Annotated in this window: 10 protein-coding genes; 9 read left to right on the top strand and 1 reads right to left on the bottom strand. The window is 46.4% G+C overall.

The features are described from left to right. Positions 1-66 precede the first annotated feature (66 nt). Genes ABIE26_RS16200 through ABIE26_RS16240 form a run of 9 tightly spaced genes read left to right on the top strand, consistent with a single transcriptional unit; the run spans position 67 to position 12584 of the window. Positions 67-1779 carry an alpha-L-fucosidase gene (locus ABIE26_RS16200; protein WP_310143653.1) on the top strand — a complete coding sequence of 571 codons (1713 nt, stop codon included), beginning with the start codon at positions 67-69 and terminating at the stop codon, positions 1777-1779. Between the two features lie 2 nt (positions 1780-1781). Continuing rightward, positions 1782-4394, top strand: coding sequence for a glycoside hydrolase family 2 protein (locus ABIE26_RS16205; RefSeq protein WP_310143654.1), 2613 nt, complete (start codon positions 1782-1784; stop codon positions 4392-4394). A 57-nt stretch (positions 4395-4451) separates the two neighbouring features. Next, positions 4452-6671, top strand: coding sequence for a GH92 family glycosyl hydrolase (locus ABIE26_RS16210; RefSeq protein WP_310143655.1), 2220 nt, complete (start codon positions 4452-4454; stop codon positions 6669-6671). 49 nt (positions 6672-6720) lie between these two features. Beyond that, positions 6721-7920 (top strand): DUF5009 domain-containing protein, encoded by a 1200-nt coding sequence (locus ABIE26_RS16215; protein WP_310143656.1) that lies wholly within the window; start codon positions 6721-6723, stop codon positions 7918-7920. A 29-nt stretch (positions 7921-7949) separates the two neighbouring features. Then, positions 7950-8981 carry a glycoside hydrolase family 18 protein gene (locus ABIE26_RS16220; protein WP_310143657.1) on the top strand — a complete coding sequence of 344 codons (1032 nt, stop codon included), beginning with the start codon at positions 7950-7952 and terminating at the stop codon, positions 8979-8981. Positions 8982-8983: 2 nt separating this feature from the next. Beyond that, a complete protein-coding gene (gene pxpB / locus ABIE26_RS16225) occupies positions 8984-9700 on the top strand; it encodes a 5-oxoprolinase subunit PxpB (RefSeq protein ID WP_310143658.1) in 717 nt (238 codons plus the stop codon). Next, positions 9690-10646, top strand: a complete 957-nt coding sequence (locus ABIE26_RS16230) for a biotin-dependent carboxyltransferase family protein (RefSeq protein WP_310143659.1) — start codon at positions 9690-9692, stop codon at positions 10644-10646. Before pxpB ends, ABIE26_RS16230 begins: the two co-directional genes overlap by 11 nt. Next, complete coding sequence (locus ABIE26_RS16235; RefSeq protein WP_310143661.1) at positions 10639-11397, top strand: LamB/YcsF family protein; 759 nt, start codon at positions 10639-10641, stop codon at positions 11395-11397. Before ABIE26_RS16230 ends, ABIE26_RS16235 begins: the two co-directional genes overlap by 8 nt. Then, a complete protein-coding gene (locus ABIE26_RS16240; RefSeq protein WP_310143663.1) occupies positions 11394-12584 on the top strand; it encodes an NRAMP family divalent metal transporter in 1191 nt (396 codons plus the stop codon). Before ABIE26_RS16235 ends, ABIE26_RS16240 begins: the two co-directional genes overlap by 4 nt. Here the strand turns inward: ABIE26_RS16240 and ABIE26_RS16245 are convergent. Continuing rightward, positions 12560-15718 (bottom strand): glycoside hydrolase family 2 TIM barrel-domain containing protein, encoded by a 3159-nt coding sequence (locus tag ABIE26_RS16245; RefSeq protein WP_310143666.1) that lies wholly within the window; start codon positions 15716-15718, stop codon positions 12560-12562. The genes ABIE26_RS16240 and ABIE26_RS16245 overlap by 25 nt on opposite strands. Between the last annotated feature and the right edge of the window lie 119 nt (positions 15719-15837).

Raw genomic sequence — 15837 nt, forward strand, 5'->3', positions numbered from 1 at the left:
CAAAGGCATTCCTGTAATTTTTTAACAGGCAGCTGCAGGAATAAATTGAGGTAAAGAAAACAGGAAATGTTATTGAAAACGAAAGGCATCACATGGGGCAAATTTTTGCTCCTTATTTCACTGTTAACAGGTTTTAATGCCCGGGCACAGCCTGTAAAAGACAAAAAAATGCAATGGTTTGCCGATGCCAAACTGGGCATCTTTATCCATTGGGGGATTTACGCTGTAAATGGTATTTCCGAATCCTGGGCCTTTTTTAACAATTATACACCTCATGACCTGTACATGAAACAGCTGGATGGTTTCAGTGCTTCAAAGTATGATCCTGTTACATGGGCAGGCTTAATTAAAGAAAGCGGTGCGAAATATGCCGTAATTACTGCTAAACACCACGACGGTGTTTCACTATGGAATACCAAAGCCTCTGGTGCTACTACTACATTAACAAATAGCAAAGCAAAACGCGATGTATTGTCGCCATTCATTACCGCGCTCAAATCTTCCGGGCTAAAAACCGGTATTTATTACTCTCTGCCAGATTGGAGCTACAGGAATTATGACGTTTTTACCCGCGACCATAAAAGGTATGCGATTAAAGATGAACCTCAACGCTGGAGAACATTCCTGAATTATTACCAGGGCCAGCTGGAGGAACTGTCTGTAAACTACCGGCCCGACCTGATCTGGTTTGATGGGAACTGGGAACACAACAACACAGAGTGGGAAGCTCAAAAAACGAGGGAACTGCTTCAAAAATACAATCCCAATATCATCATCAATTCCCGCCTTGATGAGCATGGGGATTATGAAACGCCCGAACAGGGTGTTCCGGTATTAAAACCTGCTGCCGATTATTGGGAGCTTTGTTATACCATGAACGATTCATGGGGCTATCAGCCCTTTGATACGAAATACAAATCGTCTAATATGATCATCCGCACTTTAGTGGATTGCATCAGTATGGGCGGTAATTTACTACTTGATATCGGCCCCAAAGCTGACGGAACCATACCTGACCAGCAGGTACAGATACTGAAAGACCTGGGCCGCTGGACTAAAAAACACGCAGCAGCCATATATGGAACCCAGGCGGGTATCCCTGCAGGCCACATCAATGCAAAAACTGCATTGTCAAAAGATAAAAAGAACTTATTCATATACCTGGATTACCAGGAAAATGCCGGAATTGTGCTCAAAGGGATCCAATCAAAAATTGTAGAAGCCAATGTAGTTGGATATAAAACTACGGGGCTAAGCTATAAACCTTCCGGAATCGATGGCTATCTGTTGAAGGTATTGCCTGCTGCATACGACAAAGATGTAACAGTTTTACACCTGAGGTTTAATGAACCTTTAAAAACAAGTGATCCAGCCGCCGCAAAGGCTATAGAAATGCCAACGGATAAAGCCTGGGTGGCCAAACATACGGAAATACTTGACCATACCCTTCCGGGAATTCCAGCAGGGCATTACCAGGGCAATACCTTATTATCTGCAGACCGCCAGACCTTATATCTTTTTGTGGAAGGAAAACCAACAGGCCCTATTGCACTGAAAGGCATTAAAAATAACATCAGCCGGATCCGCGTGGTAGGTGAGGGTACCATACTGCCCTATGAAATTTACAATAAATTATACTGGAGTAAAATACCCGGCATAGTTTATATACCTGTACCCGAAATTAAACTGGATAAGCACTTTACAGTGATTGCGGTGCTACTGGACGGCCCAATTGATTTGTACAGGGAGAAAGTTGGCGCCATTGAAAGTAATATGTAAGAATGAAGCACTACCTGATTATATTTTTTGTATTGGCTGGCATTAAATTAACTGCCCAGCAACGTTACGAACTGAATTCCGGCTGGGTCTGCAAAGCCATTTCCGAAGAATCCCGAAAGGGAGAACAGCTATCCCTGGAAAGTACTGCGCTTACCGGCTGGATGAGGGCCACAGTGCCCGGTACAGTGCTGACCACCCTGCTGGACAACCAAAAGATACCCGATCCCTTTTACGGGATGAACAACAAACACATCAAAGATGTGTATGATACTGGCAATGCCCATTATACCTATTGGTTTGTGAAATCCTTTGAGCAGAGGGCCAAAGGCGATGAGCAGGTATGGCTCAAGCTGCGTGGGGTAAATTACAGATGCGATATTTATTTAAACGGCAAAAAGGTAAACCTTAAGACCCATGAGGGCATGCACCTGCGCCAGCAATATAACATTACCCCCTTACTTGCACCAGATGGGAAAAACAGGCTGGCTTTGTTGGTTCAGCCACCTGATTTTCCTGGTGCAGCTAATGGCGGGCAAGGCGGTGATGGCACCATTGCCAAAGGGCTGACCACGCCCTATACCGCAGGCTGGGACTGGATACAGCCCATACGCGACCGCAATACGGGGATATGGGACAAGATATTTGTGGAGAAAACCGGGGGGCTGAACCTCGAAAATCCTCACGTGGTGACGCTGGTTCCGGGCAAACGTTTGCCCTCTGGCAAACAGGAACCAGCACTGATCCGCACATCCTGCGAAGTGGAGAACCCGCTGAACAAAACCGTAAGCGGCCATTTGCAGTACACCCTGGAAGGGAAGGTGGTCAAAGCAGCGGTTCAGCTAAAGGCGGGCGAGAAAAAGCTGGTGAAGCTGCCCGATTTCCAGCTGCAGAACCCTAAACTCTGGTGGCCCAACGGTTACGGGGCACATCCCCTGTACACCATCAGCTTTACCTTTGTGGATGCGGCGGGGAAACTGGCCGACAAAGAAAGTGTACAGTTCGGGGTAAGAGAAATCGGTACCCGCTGGAACGAACATACCCGTAGCCGTGAAAACCTGGTTAACGGGCAAAAGATCTTCATCAAAGGGGGCAACTGGATCATCTCTGATGCCATGCTCCGCTTTTCTGATGAACGCTACGATGCCGAAGTGCGCTATCATCGCGATATGAACCTGAACCTGATCCGCATCTGGGGAGGGGCCATTATTGAACGGCCCGAATTTTACCAGGCCTGCGACAAATATGGGATGCTGGTGTTCCAGGACTTCTGGTTCAGCGGCGATTGCAATGGCAAATGGCAGGACCCTTTGAAAAAGGACGACCAGTGGACCCGCAGACAGTACCCCGATGACCATGCGCTGGTGCTTACTGCTGCAGCAGATCAGATCAAAATGATCCGTAACCACCCCTCACTGGCATTTTGGTGTGGTGGCAACGAGATTACCCCGCCCGATGATATCCTGTACCCGCTCAAAGAAAAAATCCTTCCGGAACTGGACGGCACCCGTTATTTCTTTGATTATTCCAACAGCAACGACATGTCTTACAATTTCCTTGGGGGCAATGGCGATGGACCTTATACCATTCAGGACCCGAAAAGCTTCTGGTCTTTCCGTACCTATCCCTACAACTCAGAAGTGGGCTCGGTTGGGCTGGGCGATTATGCTTCACTGAAACGTTTTATCCCTGAAGGGAACATGACCCCGCCACAGAACGGGCAGCAGCCCGATTCGGTATGGGCCTATCACAAGTATATTCCTTACGACCATCACATCGATCCCTATGGGAAAGCAAAAGATGCCAAAGACTTTGCCATGAAGGCCCAACTGGTCAATTACGAGCAATACCGCGCATTGATGGAAGGTTTTTCTTCCAGAATGTGGGATTGGTATACCGGTACCATTATCTGGAAAACACAGAACCCCTGGACGGCCATGCGTGGGCAGATGTACGATTATTACCTGGACCCGAATGCCTGTTTGTATGGATTGCGCAAAGGTTCAGAGCCCCTGCACATCATGATGAATCCGCTGGACAGCATGGTTACGATAGTTAACAATGGTTTTGGGGTGGTGCGCAACGTTATGGTGCAAGCCAGCCTGTATGATATGGAAGGTAAGCTGCAGCAACAGATCCAGGCTTTTACCGAGATAGCTGCCTCTACCAGTCAGCGTACTTTTCCGGTAAACGAGGCCTTAAAAAAACTGGATGCCAAAACGGGTTGTTTTGTGCTGCTGAAGCTGCTGGATGCCAGACAAAATGTATTGAGCGAAAACCTGTACTGGATGCCTGCGCCCGATGGTAAATACAGCGGGCTGCAGAACATGAAAGCAGCAAAGCTCAATGTGAGCAGCCGTAAAACAGGGAAAGGCCAGCTGGAGGTAGTGCTGAAAAACGATGCTGGCGGCCCTGTTGCCTTTTTTAACCGCGTAGCTTTAGTGAATGCCGCGACCGGGGAAAGGATATTGCCGGCCTTCTGTTCCGACAATTATTTTACAGTACTGCCGGGCGAAGGAAAAAGTATGACCATCGAATTCCCGGAGGAGGACAGCATTCCTTTAAGTATAGAAGTATATGGCTGGAACCTTAAAAGCCAGTTGTTCCCAATAAATTAAACCATGAACAGTAGAGATTTATTATCCGTATAAAATCTACTAAAGATGAAATAACTGATGATGACGCGAAAACTGGGCTTTATACTTGGCCTGATAATTTTAAGTAGTGGCATTTTTGCCCAAAACAAAGCAACAAGCTTCGTTGATCCCTTTATAGGTTCTGCAGGTCATGGACACGTATTTGTTGGTGCCAACGTTCCTTTCGGAGCGGTACAGCTTGGCCCATCGCAGATCATGCAGACCTGGGATAAATTTAATGGCTGGGACTGGTGCAGCGGCTACAATTACATCAGCACCGAAATCCTGGGTTTTACCCATACCCACCTTAGCGGTACCGGCATAGGCGATCTGAACGATATTTTACTCTTGCCTGCCAACGGGAAGACACAGGTTACCCGGGCTAGTTTTAAGGATATGGAAAGTGGCTATGGCTCTTCCTTCTCTAAAAAAACTGAAGTGGCCCGGCCGGGTTATTACCAGGTGTACCTCGATAAGTATAAGGTAAAAGCCGAGTTAACAGCTACAGAACGTACAGGTTTTCATCAATATACCTTCCAGAAAACAGAAAACGCCCATCTGCTGGTCGACCTGGGCTTTGGAATGGGCTGGGATGAGCCTGCCCAGACGCATATCCGTCAGCTTGATGCGCTTACCTTTGAAGGCTACCGTTTTTCTAAAGGCTGGGCGGCAGATCAGCGGATTTATTTCGTTATCCGGCTTTCAGCGCCTGTAACCAGGATAGAACTCTACAATGGTTCGGCCCCGCTTCAGGGCGTAGAAGCCAGCGGTAAAGAAATAAAAGCGGCCTTGTTTTTCGATGCGGCAAAACAGCCCTTGTTAAAAGTAAAGGTGGCCATATCGCCGGTAAGTACCGCGAATGCCCTGCTCAACCTGAACACAGAACTCCCCGGCTGGGATTTTAATGCCAGCGTGAAACAAGCCGATGCCAAATGGGAAAAGGCATTATCTAAAGTTAAAATAGAGGCCCCGGCAGCCATCAAAACAAAATTCTATACCGCCCTTTACCATACCATGATTGCTCCTTCATTGTTTAATGATGTAAACGGAGATTACCGCGGTGCCGACAAAAAGGTGTATAAAAATGCAGGGTTCAACAATTATACCACGCTGTCCCTCTGGGATACCTACCGTGGATTAAACCCGTTGATGACGATCTTACATCCCGAACGGGTAAACGATATGGTTAAAACCATGCTGGCCATTTACCAGCAGCAGGGTAAATTACCGGTATGGCACCTGCATGGCAATGAAACCAATTGTATGATCGGTTACCCGGCAGTACCTGTTATTGCCGATGCCTGGTTAAAGGGTTTTAGAAATTATGATACTGAACTGGCCTACCAGGCCATGCGGCATTCGGCCATGCAGGATACCAATGGTATCCAGTACATTCAAAAGCTGCAGTTCATTCCTGCCGAAAAGGTAGAAGAATCTGTAGCCAAGGCGCTGGAGTATGCCATTTCCGATTGGTGTATTGCACAAATGGCCAAAGCCTTAAATAAGCCGGAGGATTACCGGTATTTTACTGAACGTAGTAAACTTTACCAGCAGTACTTTGATAAAAGTACTGGTCATTTCCGTGGGCGCATGGCCGATGGTTCCTGGCGCAGCCCTTTTAACCCTTACAATGCAGTACACCGTCAAAATGATTACTGTGAAGGTAATGCCTGGCAATATACATGGCTGGTGCCCCAGGACGTACCCGGTCTGATCAGTGGGTTTGGCGGCAAGCAACCTTTTTTAAATAAGCTGGATTCCCTGTTTAGCATTTCTTCGGTATTGGATGACAAGACCTCGCCCGATATTTCCGGTCTGATTGGTCAATATGCTCATGGTAATGAGCCCAATCACCATATTCCTTATTTATACAACCTGGCCGGGCAGCCCTGGAAGACGGCAGAACTGATCAGAAAGATCGACCAGCAATTCTATACCGATAAGCCCGATGGCCTTTGTGGCAATGATGATGCAGGTGAAATGAGCGCCTGGTATGTATTTTCGGCTTTGGGATTTTACCCGCTTAACCCGGCCAGTGGCGAATATGTGTTCGGCTCGCCGCTTGTCAGCGACGCCCTGATCAGTTTGCCCGGTGGGAAAAAGTTTCACATCAGGGTAACAGGAAACAGCCCGGAAAACAAATACATTCGAAAGATCGTACTGAATGGAAAAAATCATTCCACATCATCGTTGTTGCATTCAGCCATTGCAAATGGAGGTGAAATGCACATAGAAATGGGGCCCAGGCCCTTAAAATAAATATGCGTATTTAAGAAAATATTGCTCATCTTAGTTAATATTAATCAGGATGAGTTTAACGCAGCAAAAAGTCCAGAGGATTTTATCCATTGATATCATGAGGGGGCTAACCCTGTTCCTCATGCTGTTTGTTAACGATCTGTACGAACCAGGGGTTCCCAAATGGCTGCTGCATACAGAAGGGAGTGTTGATGGGATGGGACTAGCCGATTGGGTATTTCCCGGCTTTTTGTTTATGGTAGGGATGTCTATTCCTTACGCAATTTCATCAAGAAAAAAAAGAGGGGATGCTGATCTTGCTATTTTTGGTCATATCCTGATCCGGACCATAAGCCTGTTGTTTATTGGCATACTGATGCTCAATACAGACAGGCTCAATGAGGACCTCAGTGGTATAGACCGTAACCTCTGGTCGGTATTGCTGTATGTTTCCATATTTCTGGTCTGGAACGCATACCCCGAAAATACAAACCGAAAACACTTATTTACAGGCTTAAAAGTACTGGGCATATTGGGCTTGGGCATCCTCATTGCTGTGTTTAAAGCTGGTAAGCCGGGCCATATCTCCTGGCTTAAAATTGAATGGTGGGGTATTTTGGGACTTATTGGCTGGGGTTATTTTGCTGCCGCTACGGCGTGTTTGTTCCTTAAGTCCAGGCTATGGCCTGTTGCCGCATTGTGGATCTTTTTTATCGGCCTCAACATCTGCTCACAACTGGGCCTGATGGACTGGCTCGATTTTTTTAACCCTGTTTTTGGAGTAATCATTGATGGGAATGTGCCTTCAATTGTATTGGCGGGGCTTACTGTGGGCTTATTGCTATCTGCAAGAAGTTTAAAAAATGGTAAAACGGCCGTAATAATTGCAGTACTTGGCTTTCTTTGCCTTGCTGCCGGCTTCTTTCTGCGTAACTGGTTCATCCTTTCAAAAATATACGGAACGCCCAGTTGGGCACTGGTGTGTAATGGCATCAGCTTGCTGAGCTATGCCCTGATGTTTTTTATTGTGGATATAAAAAACAAGGTAAAATGGGCGGCTATGTTTGCCGCCGCCGGGAAAAACTCCTTAACTACCTATCTGGCACCTGATGTCATTTATTTCATCGTTTGGGGTACGGGTTTGCCTATATTTATATATAAACAGGATGCAAATGCGTTATTTGCTGTATTCGGTTCGTTATGCTGGGCTGCTGCTATGATCGGTTTTTCAATTCTGCTGTCCAGGATCAGCATCAGGCTAAAACTTTAGATCATATTTTTTTAACTGTATATGAAATCATGAAAGCCTCATCTATAAAAAATCTCTTACCTGCTTTTATCGCAGCCCTGTTTAGCTGCATACCTGGCCTGTTAAAGGCACAGCAAAAAGCGAAACCTGAAAAGCTGATCGTTGCCTACGTCACATCATGGTCAGCTGTAGTACCCGATCCGGCATATGTAACCCATATCAATTATGCTTTTGGGCATGTTAATGATGCCTTTGATGGCATACGTATTGATAATCCGCAAAGATTGAAAAACCTGGCCAGACTGAAATCAAAAAAGGACGGCCTGAAGGTGCTGATCTCCATAGGAGGCTGGGGTAGCGGAAGGTTTAGTGAAATGGCAGCTACCGAAAGTACCAGGAATAAATTTGCAGAGGATTGCCTGAGGGTGCTGAAAGAATTTAACCTGGACGGGATTGATATAGACTGGGAGTATCCGACCAGCAATGCAGCTAAGATTTCATCATCTGCAGATGACACAAAGAACTATACCTTACTGATGAATACCATCCGTACTAAGATCGGTACAGCAAAGTTGCTGACCCTTGCCTCTGTTGCCGATGCGAAATATATTGATTTTAGGGCAATTGAGCCTATCGTGGATTTTGTGAATATCATGACCTATGATATCGCCCGGCCACCCAGCCATCATGCGGGTTTATACCGTTCGGGCTATACCAGTGGTGTGACTGCTGATGAAGCGGTCACAGCCCATGTAGGCGCAGGTATGCCTGTAAATAAACTGGTTTTAGGGATACCATTTTACGGGCATGGCGTAAAAGGCATTCCGGATTTTATTGACTATAGGGATATTGTGAAACTAAAGGGTTTTAAAAAGCAATGGGATGAAAAAGCAATGGTTCCTTTTCTGGTGAACAGTGAGGGTGAATATGTTTGTACTTACGAAGACGAAAGGTCGATTGCCATCAAATGTAAGTATATGCTTAACCGTGGCATGCTTGGCGCAATGTATTGGGAATATAGTGGGGATACAGATGAGGGGCATTTGCGTAAAGCCGTATTTTCAGGAATTAATAACAGGTAGGTATGTCTATTGCAACAGATCAGGCCCCTATTCAATACTACCCTTTGGGTGATTCCGCTGTAGTGATGCAGTTTGGTGATGTGATCAGTGAAACGATCAATCTTCAGGTAAGGACCGTAGCTGCATGGCTGGATGAATATACTTTTGAAGGTTTTGTGGAGTATGTACCAGCATTTACCAGCATTACCATTTATTATGAACCCTGGTTGCTCAATTACCATGAAATGATTTTGCTGCTGCAGGAAATGGTCGGAAATATGACTGATACTGAAATGCAGGAACAGTCAGAAGTACTCACTATCCCCGTGCATTATGGCGGGGCAATGGGGCCGGATCTGGAGTATGTTGCAAACTACCATCACATGAGTACCGATGAGGTCATAGCCTTACATACTCAGCCGGAGTACCTGGTGTACATGATAGGTTTTGCACCTGGTTTTCCATACCTGGGAGGAATGGATGAAAGGATTGCAACACCACGGAAAGAAAACCCCCGGCCAAAGATTCCCAAAGGAGCAGTAGGCATTGCGGGGAGCCAGACAGGCATATATCCTATGGAAACGCCTGGTGGCTGGCAGCTCATTGGACAAACGCCATTGGAACTATTTGATATCGGAAAGGAAGAACCCGCGTTGTTAAAAGCAGGAGATAGGCTACGCTTCCGACCGGTAACAGAGGCAGAATGGTTAAAAATTAAATCGGGCAGGGATGGGAATTAGCATACAGAAGCCTGGTTTATTGACTACCCTGCAGGATTTGGGCCGTTATGGCTACCAGAAATCAGGGATGGCAGTAAGCGGTGCTATGGATACCCTGGCTTTAAAGATTGGTAATTTATTGCTGGGCAATACTGTTCATGAGGCCGGTCTGGAATGTACCCTTGCGGGGCCTGTAATTGTTTTTGAGGAGAACCAGCTGATTGCCATTACCGGTGGAAACCTTTCTCCAAAAATAGATGCTGAGGCCGTTGAGATGTGGAAGCCGTTGTATGTACCAAAGGGTTCAACGCTGTCATTTGGTAAAGCTGTGGACGGCTGCCGCAGCTACCTTTGTGTTTACGGTGGTTTTGACGTTCCCCAGGTTTTATCCAGCCGATCCACTTACCTGCGGGCAGGAATTGGCGGCTGGGAGGGTAGGGCCCTGAAAACGAATGATCGTATCCCGTTTAATAAATCTTATAGTGGCCCATTCAAAAAAATTGGCTGGTCGGCCGGCAGAAACCTTTATCCGGATTTGTCTGTTCGTACCATAAGGGTAATTAAAGGACCCGAGTTTGCGCAGTTTACCCCGCAAAGTATCTCCAGTTTTTTTAATGAACCCTTTACCATCAGCAGCGAAGCGGATAGAATGGGGTATCGTTTTAGTGGTCCGTCGTTACAACGACATGTAACTAAAGAATTGCTTTCTGCTGCTGTCACTTTCGGAACGGTGCAGGTACCCGGTCAGGGAACGCCCATTGTATTAATGGCCGACCACCAGACAACCGGTGGTTATCCGCGCTTAGCCCAGGTGAGCAGTGCCGATTTAACATTGCTGGCACAAATGCAGCCCGGGCAGCAAATTACATTTGAATTGATTACTTTAGAGCAGGCGCAGGCCCTGCTGCTCGCAAGAACACAGCAAATTAACCAGCTCCGGCAAACAATAACTTTAAAATATGGCTGATCAATTTATTACTGATCTGAATTGTGATATGGGAGAAAGCTATGGGGCGTGGAACATGGGAAACGATGCCGCCATTATGCCATTTGTTTCTTCTGTTAACATCGCCTGTGGTTTTCATGCAGGCGATCCGGCTATCATGAAAAAAACGGTAAAACTGGCATTGCAGCATGCTGTGTTTATTGGGGCGCACCCGGGCTTACCCGATATTCAGGGCTTTGGAAGAAGGGACATGAACATTACAGCCGAAGAGGCTTACGATATGGTCGTTTACCAGATCGGAGCATTATCGGCTTTTGTAAAAGCTGAGGGCGGCACATTGCACCATGTTAAACCTCATGGCGCATTGTACAATATGGCGGCCATTAAAACCAGCCTTGCAGATGCCATTGCAGAAGCCATTTATAAAGTGGACCCCAGCCTTGTTTTATACGGTTTGTCGGGCAGCGAACTGATCCGCTCCGGGCAAAAGGCCGGGCTTCAGGTAGCCAATGAAGTGTTTGCCGACCGCACTTATCAGACAGATGGAACGCTGACCCCCAGAAAATTACCCGGTGCCTTGATTACCAGCCACCAGGAATCTCTGGCCCAGGTGCTTAAAATGGTGAAGGAGGGCAAGGTGGTTTCACAACAGGGTACTGAGGTTGCCATCCAGGCCGATACCATATGCATTCATGGCGATGGGGCATCAGCCCTCGCATTTGCTGAACAGATTTACCATACCTTTCAAAACGAAAATATCCGCTTTAAATGAAACAGGCAAACAACCGGTCAGTATTGATAGGCGCAGCCTTTCTAATGGCGACATCCGCCATCGGGCCGGGCTTTTTAACCCAAACCACCGTTTTTACCCAGTCGCTTGGCGCAAGCTTTGGGTTTGTGATCCTTACTTCTATTATCATTGATATTGGTGTACAGCTGAACATCTGGCGGGTAATAGCGGTTTCAGAAAAAAGGGCGCAGGATATTGCCAATATGTTATTGCCCGGATTGGGAGGCTTTATTTCCCTGCTCATTGTTTTTGGCGGACTGGCCTTTAACATCGGGAATGTGGCCGGGGCAGGTTTAGGCCTTCAGGCATTGCTGGGGCTGGATGTGATTACAGGGGCCATTGTTTCTGCGGGTATTGCCATTGCTATTTTTCTGATTAAGGAGGCTGGCAGGGCCATGGACAGGTTTGCACAGCTGATGGGCTTCGTCATGATCATTGCCATCATTTATATTGCCATCAGTTCAGCGCCACCCCTTGCTGAAGCTGCACTCCGGACTTTTGTGCCGTTGAAACTGGATCTGGTTACCATCATTACACTGGTTGGTGGCACCGTTGGCGGCTACATCACTTTTTCGGGCGGGCATCGTTTGCTCGATGCAGGAATTAAGGGTACAGGCGCCGTTCGGCAGGTTAGCCGGAGCGCTGTAATGGGGATCTCGGTAGCCTCACTGGTGCGTGTCTTTTTGTTCCTGGCTTCGCTTGGTGTTATTGGAAAGGGCCTGGCTATAGATGCAGAAAACCCTACTGCTTCAGTTTTTCAACTTGCGGCCGGAAATATAGGTTACAGGCTTTTTGGTTTAGTTATGTTTGCAGCAGCGGTAACCTCCATCATCGGCTCTGCTTATACCTCTGTGTCTTTTATCAAATCTTTTAGTGCCAGGATCAACCAGCATGAAAACAAAGTGATCATTGCTTTCATCCTGGTATCTACACTCATATTTGTGCTTGTGGGCAAACCAGTCAGCCTGCTCATTGTTGCTGGTGCGCTGAACGGGATTATTCTGCCCATTACCCTTGCCGTAATCTTACTCGCAGCCTATAAAACCAGAATTGTAGGTGCTTATAAGCATCCCATATGGCTGACCGTTTTCGGTTTGCTGGTGGTCGGCATCATGACCTATATGAGTTGCAGCGTACTGATCGGTTACCTCAATGGCTTGATCCAGTAACTGTATGCGTGTTTAGCAAAAGGAACACGATATTGTTCCAATGGCCATGCACCCCAGCTGTCCATCCCCTGCATTCCACTTTGGATCAGGTCCATGTGCAGGTATATCCGGTCACGTTTAACCAATTCGCCGGAATGGTATTGCTTTTTCTCTGTTTCGGGGTCAAGATCGTCCAATGCATAAGGCAGGGCTGAAAAGTTAAGCAGGCTATCGGCCATGGCAAAACCCAAACCTTTACCGTTTTTGTTGGTAAAGTTTACCCAGCGCACATCAGATTTGTTTCCGCTTTCCTGAGGTCTGGCATAAGGAAAATACTGCTCATTTACGGTTTGCTGGTACAGGCCCACAAAAGATCCTGTCTTACGGTCCCAATAATTTTCGCCCGGTCCGCGTCCGTAATAGCTGATCTTATCGAAAGTCTGGTTCAGCTGCAGGTCGTTCCCTATGCGCAGCATCAGCGGATATTTTCCTTTATTGGCCAGAAAGCGGTTATCTACTTTTACGCTGCCGTCTGCATAAATGGTAAACAATTGTTCAACCGTTGCATCCCCATCCAGCAGTTCTTTTTTAAAGTTAACTGTAACTGTACCTTGTGCTTCCTGTTTGGCATCAGCCAGTATCAGTTTACCTTCGGCATAGGCATTGCGCCATTTTCTTAAACTGCTGTTGAAACCGGCACCAATATCGTTATCTGTAGGCGCACGCCAGAAACCAGGGCTTGGCCCATCGTTAAGTACGGGCAAACCATTTAAAGAATAGGCTGTCATCAGTCCTTTGCCCATGTCAAAGGCCATGTTGAAATCCCTTCCCTGGATAACGGTTTTGCCGGCATTTTTTTCAATGCTCAGTTTGCCCTTAGCCAAGGTAGGTTTAAATGCTTCAGCGCTACCGTTCCAGGCAAACTGTTCGGCGGCGATGTTATAACCTGCCGGTAAAAACGGCTCAGCCTGTTTCAGGTTGTAATATACATTCAGGAAATATTCCGTATTGTTTTTAACCTTGGTTTTAATGGGCAGCAGGAATTCTTTTTCTGATCTCGGATCGATGGCTAAGCTGTTCAGCATACCTTTTTCTACAACCTTACCATCCGCCAGAAGTTCCCATTCCAGCTTCAGGTTATCTGTACCTTTAAAAAAATAAGAGTTATTGATGTTTAGCTTATTGTTGCCTGTATAGGTTGTTTTAATGTATTGATAGATCTTTTTAACCTCAACGGCCATCGGGGTCATCCCTCTGTAATTGGTAACAACACCCTTTACACAGAAGTTATTGTCGCTGAAATCTTCATTTACCGGCCCGGCCAAAGGAAAATCACCTCCATAGGCATTGATGCGTTTGCCGTTTTTTACGGTATCAATAGCCTGGTCTATCCATTCCCAGATAAAACCACCCTGCAGGTTAGGCTGACTTTCAATTACATCCCAGTATTCTTTAAAATTTCCTAAGCTATTGCCCATGATGTGTGCAAACTCGCTCATGATCAATGGCCGGTCGGGATTGCTGTTTGCATACCTTTTTAACCAGTTCGGATCGGGGTATTGGGGCACAATCATATCCGTATTGTAATCATGTTCTGCGCGTTCGTATTGCACCGGTCGCCCGTCATTGGCTTTCAGCCAGTCGTAGCCTTCATAAAAGTTAACCCCGTTGCCGGCCTCGTTGCCCAGCGACCAGGTGATGACTGATGTATGGTTTTTATCACGCTCGTACATCCGTTTGATCCTTTCCAGATGTGGTACCCTCCATTGTTTATCGTTACCCAAAGTATAGGCCAGGTCGTAGTACCGCCCATGCGACTCTATATTTGCTTCATCTACCACATAGAGGCCATATTCATCGCACAATTCCATCCAATAAGGATCAGGAGGGTAGTGGGAATGTCTTACTGAGTTCACATTCAGTTTCTTCATCATTTCCATGTCTTTCCGCATATCGGCATGGCTCAGGGTGTGGCCCTGCGTGGCATTGTGTTCATGACGGTTTACCCCTTTAAAGAAAACCCTTTTTCCGTTTACCAGGAAATTATTGCCGGTAAGTTCAACACTGCGGAAACCAATGCGTTGCGGGATCACCTCTAAAACTTCCCCTTTTTTGTTTTTGAGGGTAATAAATAAGGTATACAAGGCAGGTGTCTCAGCAGTCCAGGCCAGCACATCCCTGATCTCTGTATTAAAAGTAACTGTACTTTTGTAATTGCCCAATACGGTCTTAAGGCCCTTGTTTTCTTCCTGGTAAACTGTTTTTCCTTTAGGGTCTATAAGTTCCAGTGCTACTGCAAAAGTATCGGGCCTGCTATGGTTGGTTTTTTTATCAATTTTATAATTGTTGATTTCCGCATTTAGCGAAAGCAGTCCGTTCCTGTAAGTCTTATCCAATGTGGCAATGGCTTTAAAGTCGCGGATGTCAAGCTTCGGGGTAGCATAGAGGTAAACATCGCGTTCTATTCCCGATATCCGCCACATGTCCTGGCATTCCAGGTAACTGCCGTCGCTCCATCGGTATACCTGCAGCGCAACCAGGTTTTCGCCTGGTTTAACATATTTGCTGATGTCAAATTCTGCAGCCAGCTTGCTGTCTTCGCTGTAACCTACTTTAATGCCATTTATCCATATAAAAAAGGCTGATTTTACGGCACCGAGGTGGATGAACACCTGTCTGCCATCCCAGTTTTGGGGAATATTGAATTTTTTCCGGTAAGATCCTACAGGGTTATTATCGGTCGGGATGTCAAATGGAGGGTTCATCCTTGCCCCCGTATTTTTGCGGCCGGCAAATTCATAGGGCTGGTTTACATAAATTGGGGTACCATATCCATTGGTTTCCCAGTTGGCAGGTACTTTAAAGTTATCCCATTTGGTATCGTCAAAAGTGTTTTTATAAAAGTCCTGAGGTCTTTTACGCGGGTCTTGCACCCAGTTGAATTTCCATTGCCCGTTCAGGCTCATGAAGTAAGCCGATTTTTCTTTTTCCCTTTTCGCAGCCAGCGCTTTGTTTTCATAAGCAAAAGCTGAGGCCCGCATGGGCATCCTGTTTACCGATACCAGTTCTGGTGTTTGTAATTCAGGGGGTAGTTCCTGTGCAAGGCCCGTTAATGTGGTCAATGCTAAGGTTAAAGCGGAAAAAATGCGTTTCATGTCTGTTTTGGGTTGTATTGAGCATCGAACATAATTATATTTCAGCTAAAAGATCTGCGCAAACGTTTGACTGATTTTTGCGGTACGGTAACGATTCTATTTTGCTTTTCACCGTTACT

It is taken from the genome of Pedobacter africanus (assembly GCF_040548825.1).
Taxonomy (GTDB): Bacteria; Bacteroidota; Bacteroidia; order Sphingobacteriales; family Sphingobacteriaceae; genus Pedobacter; species Pedobacter africanus_A.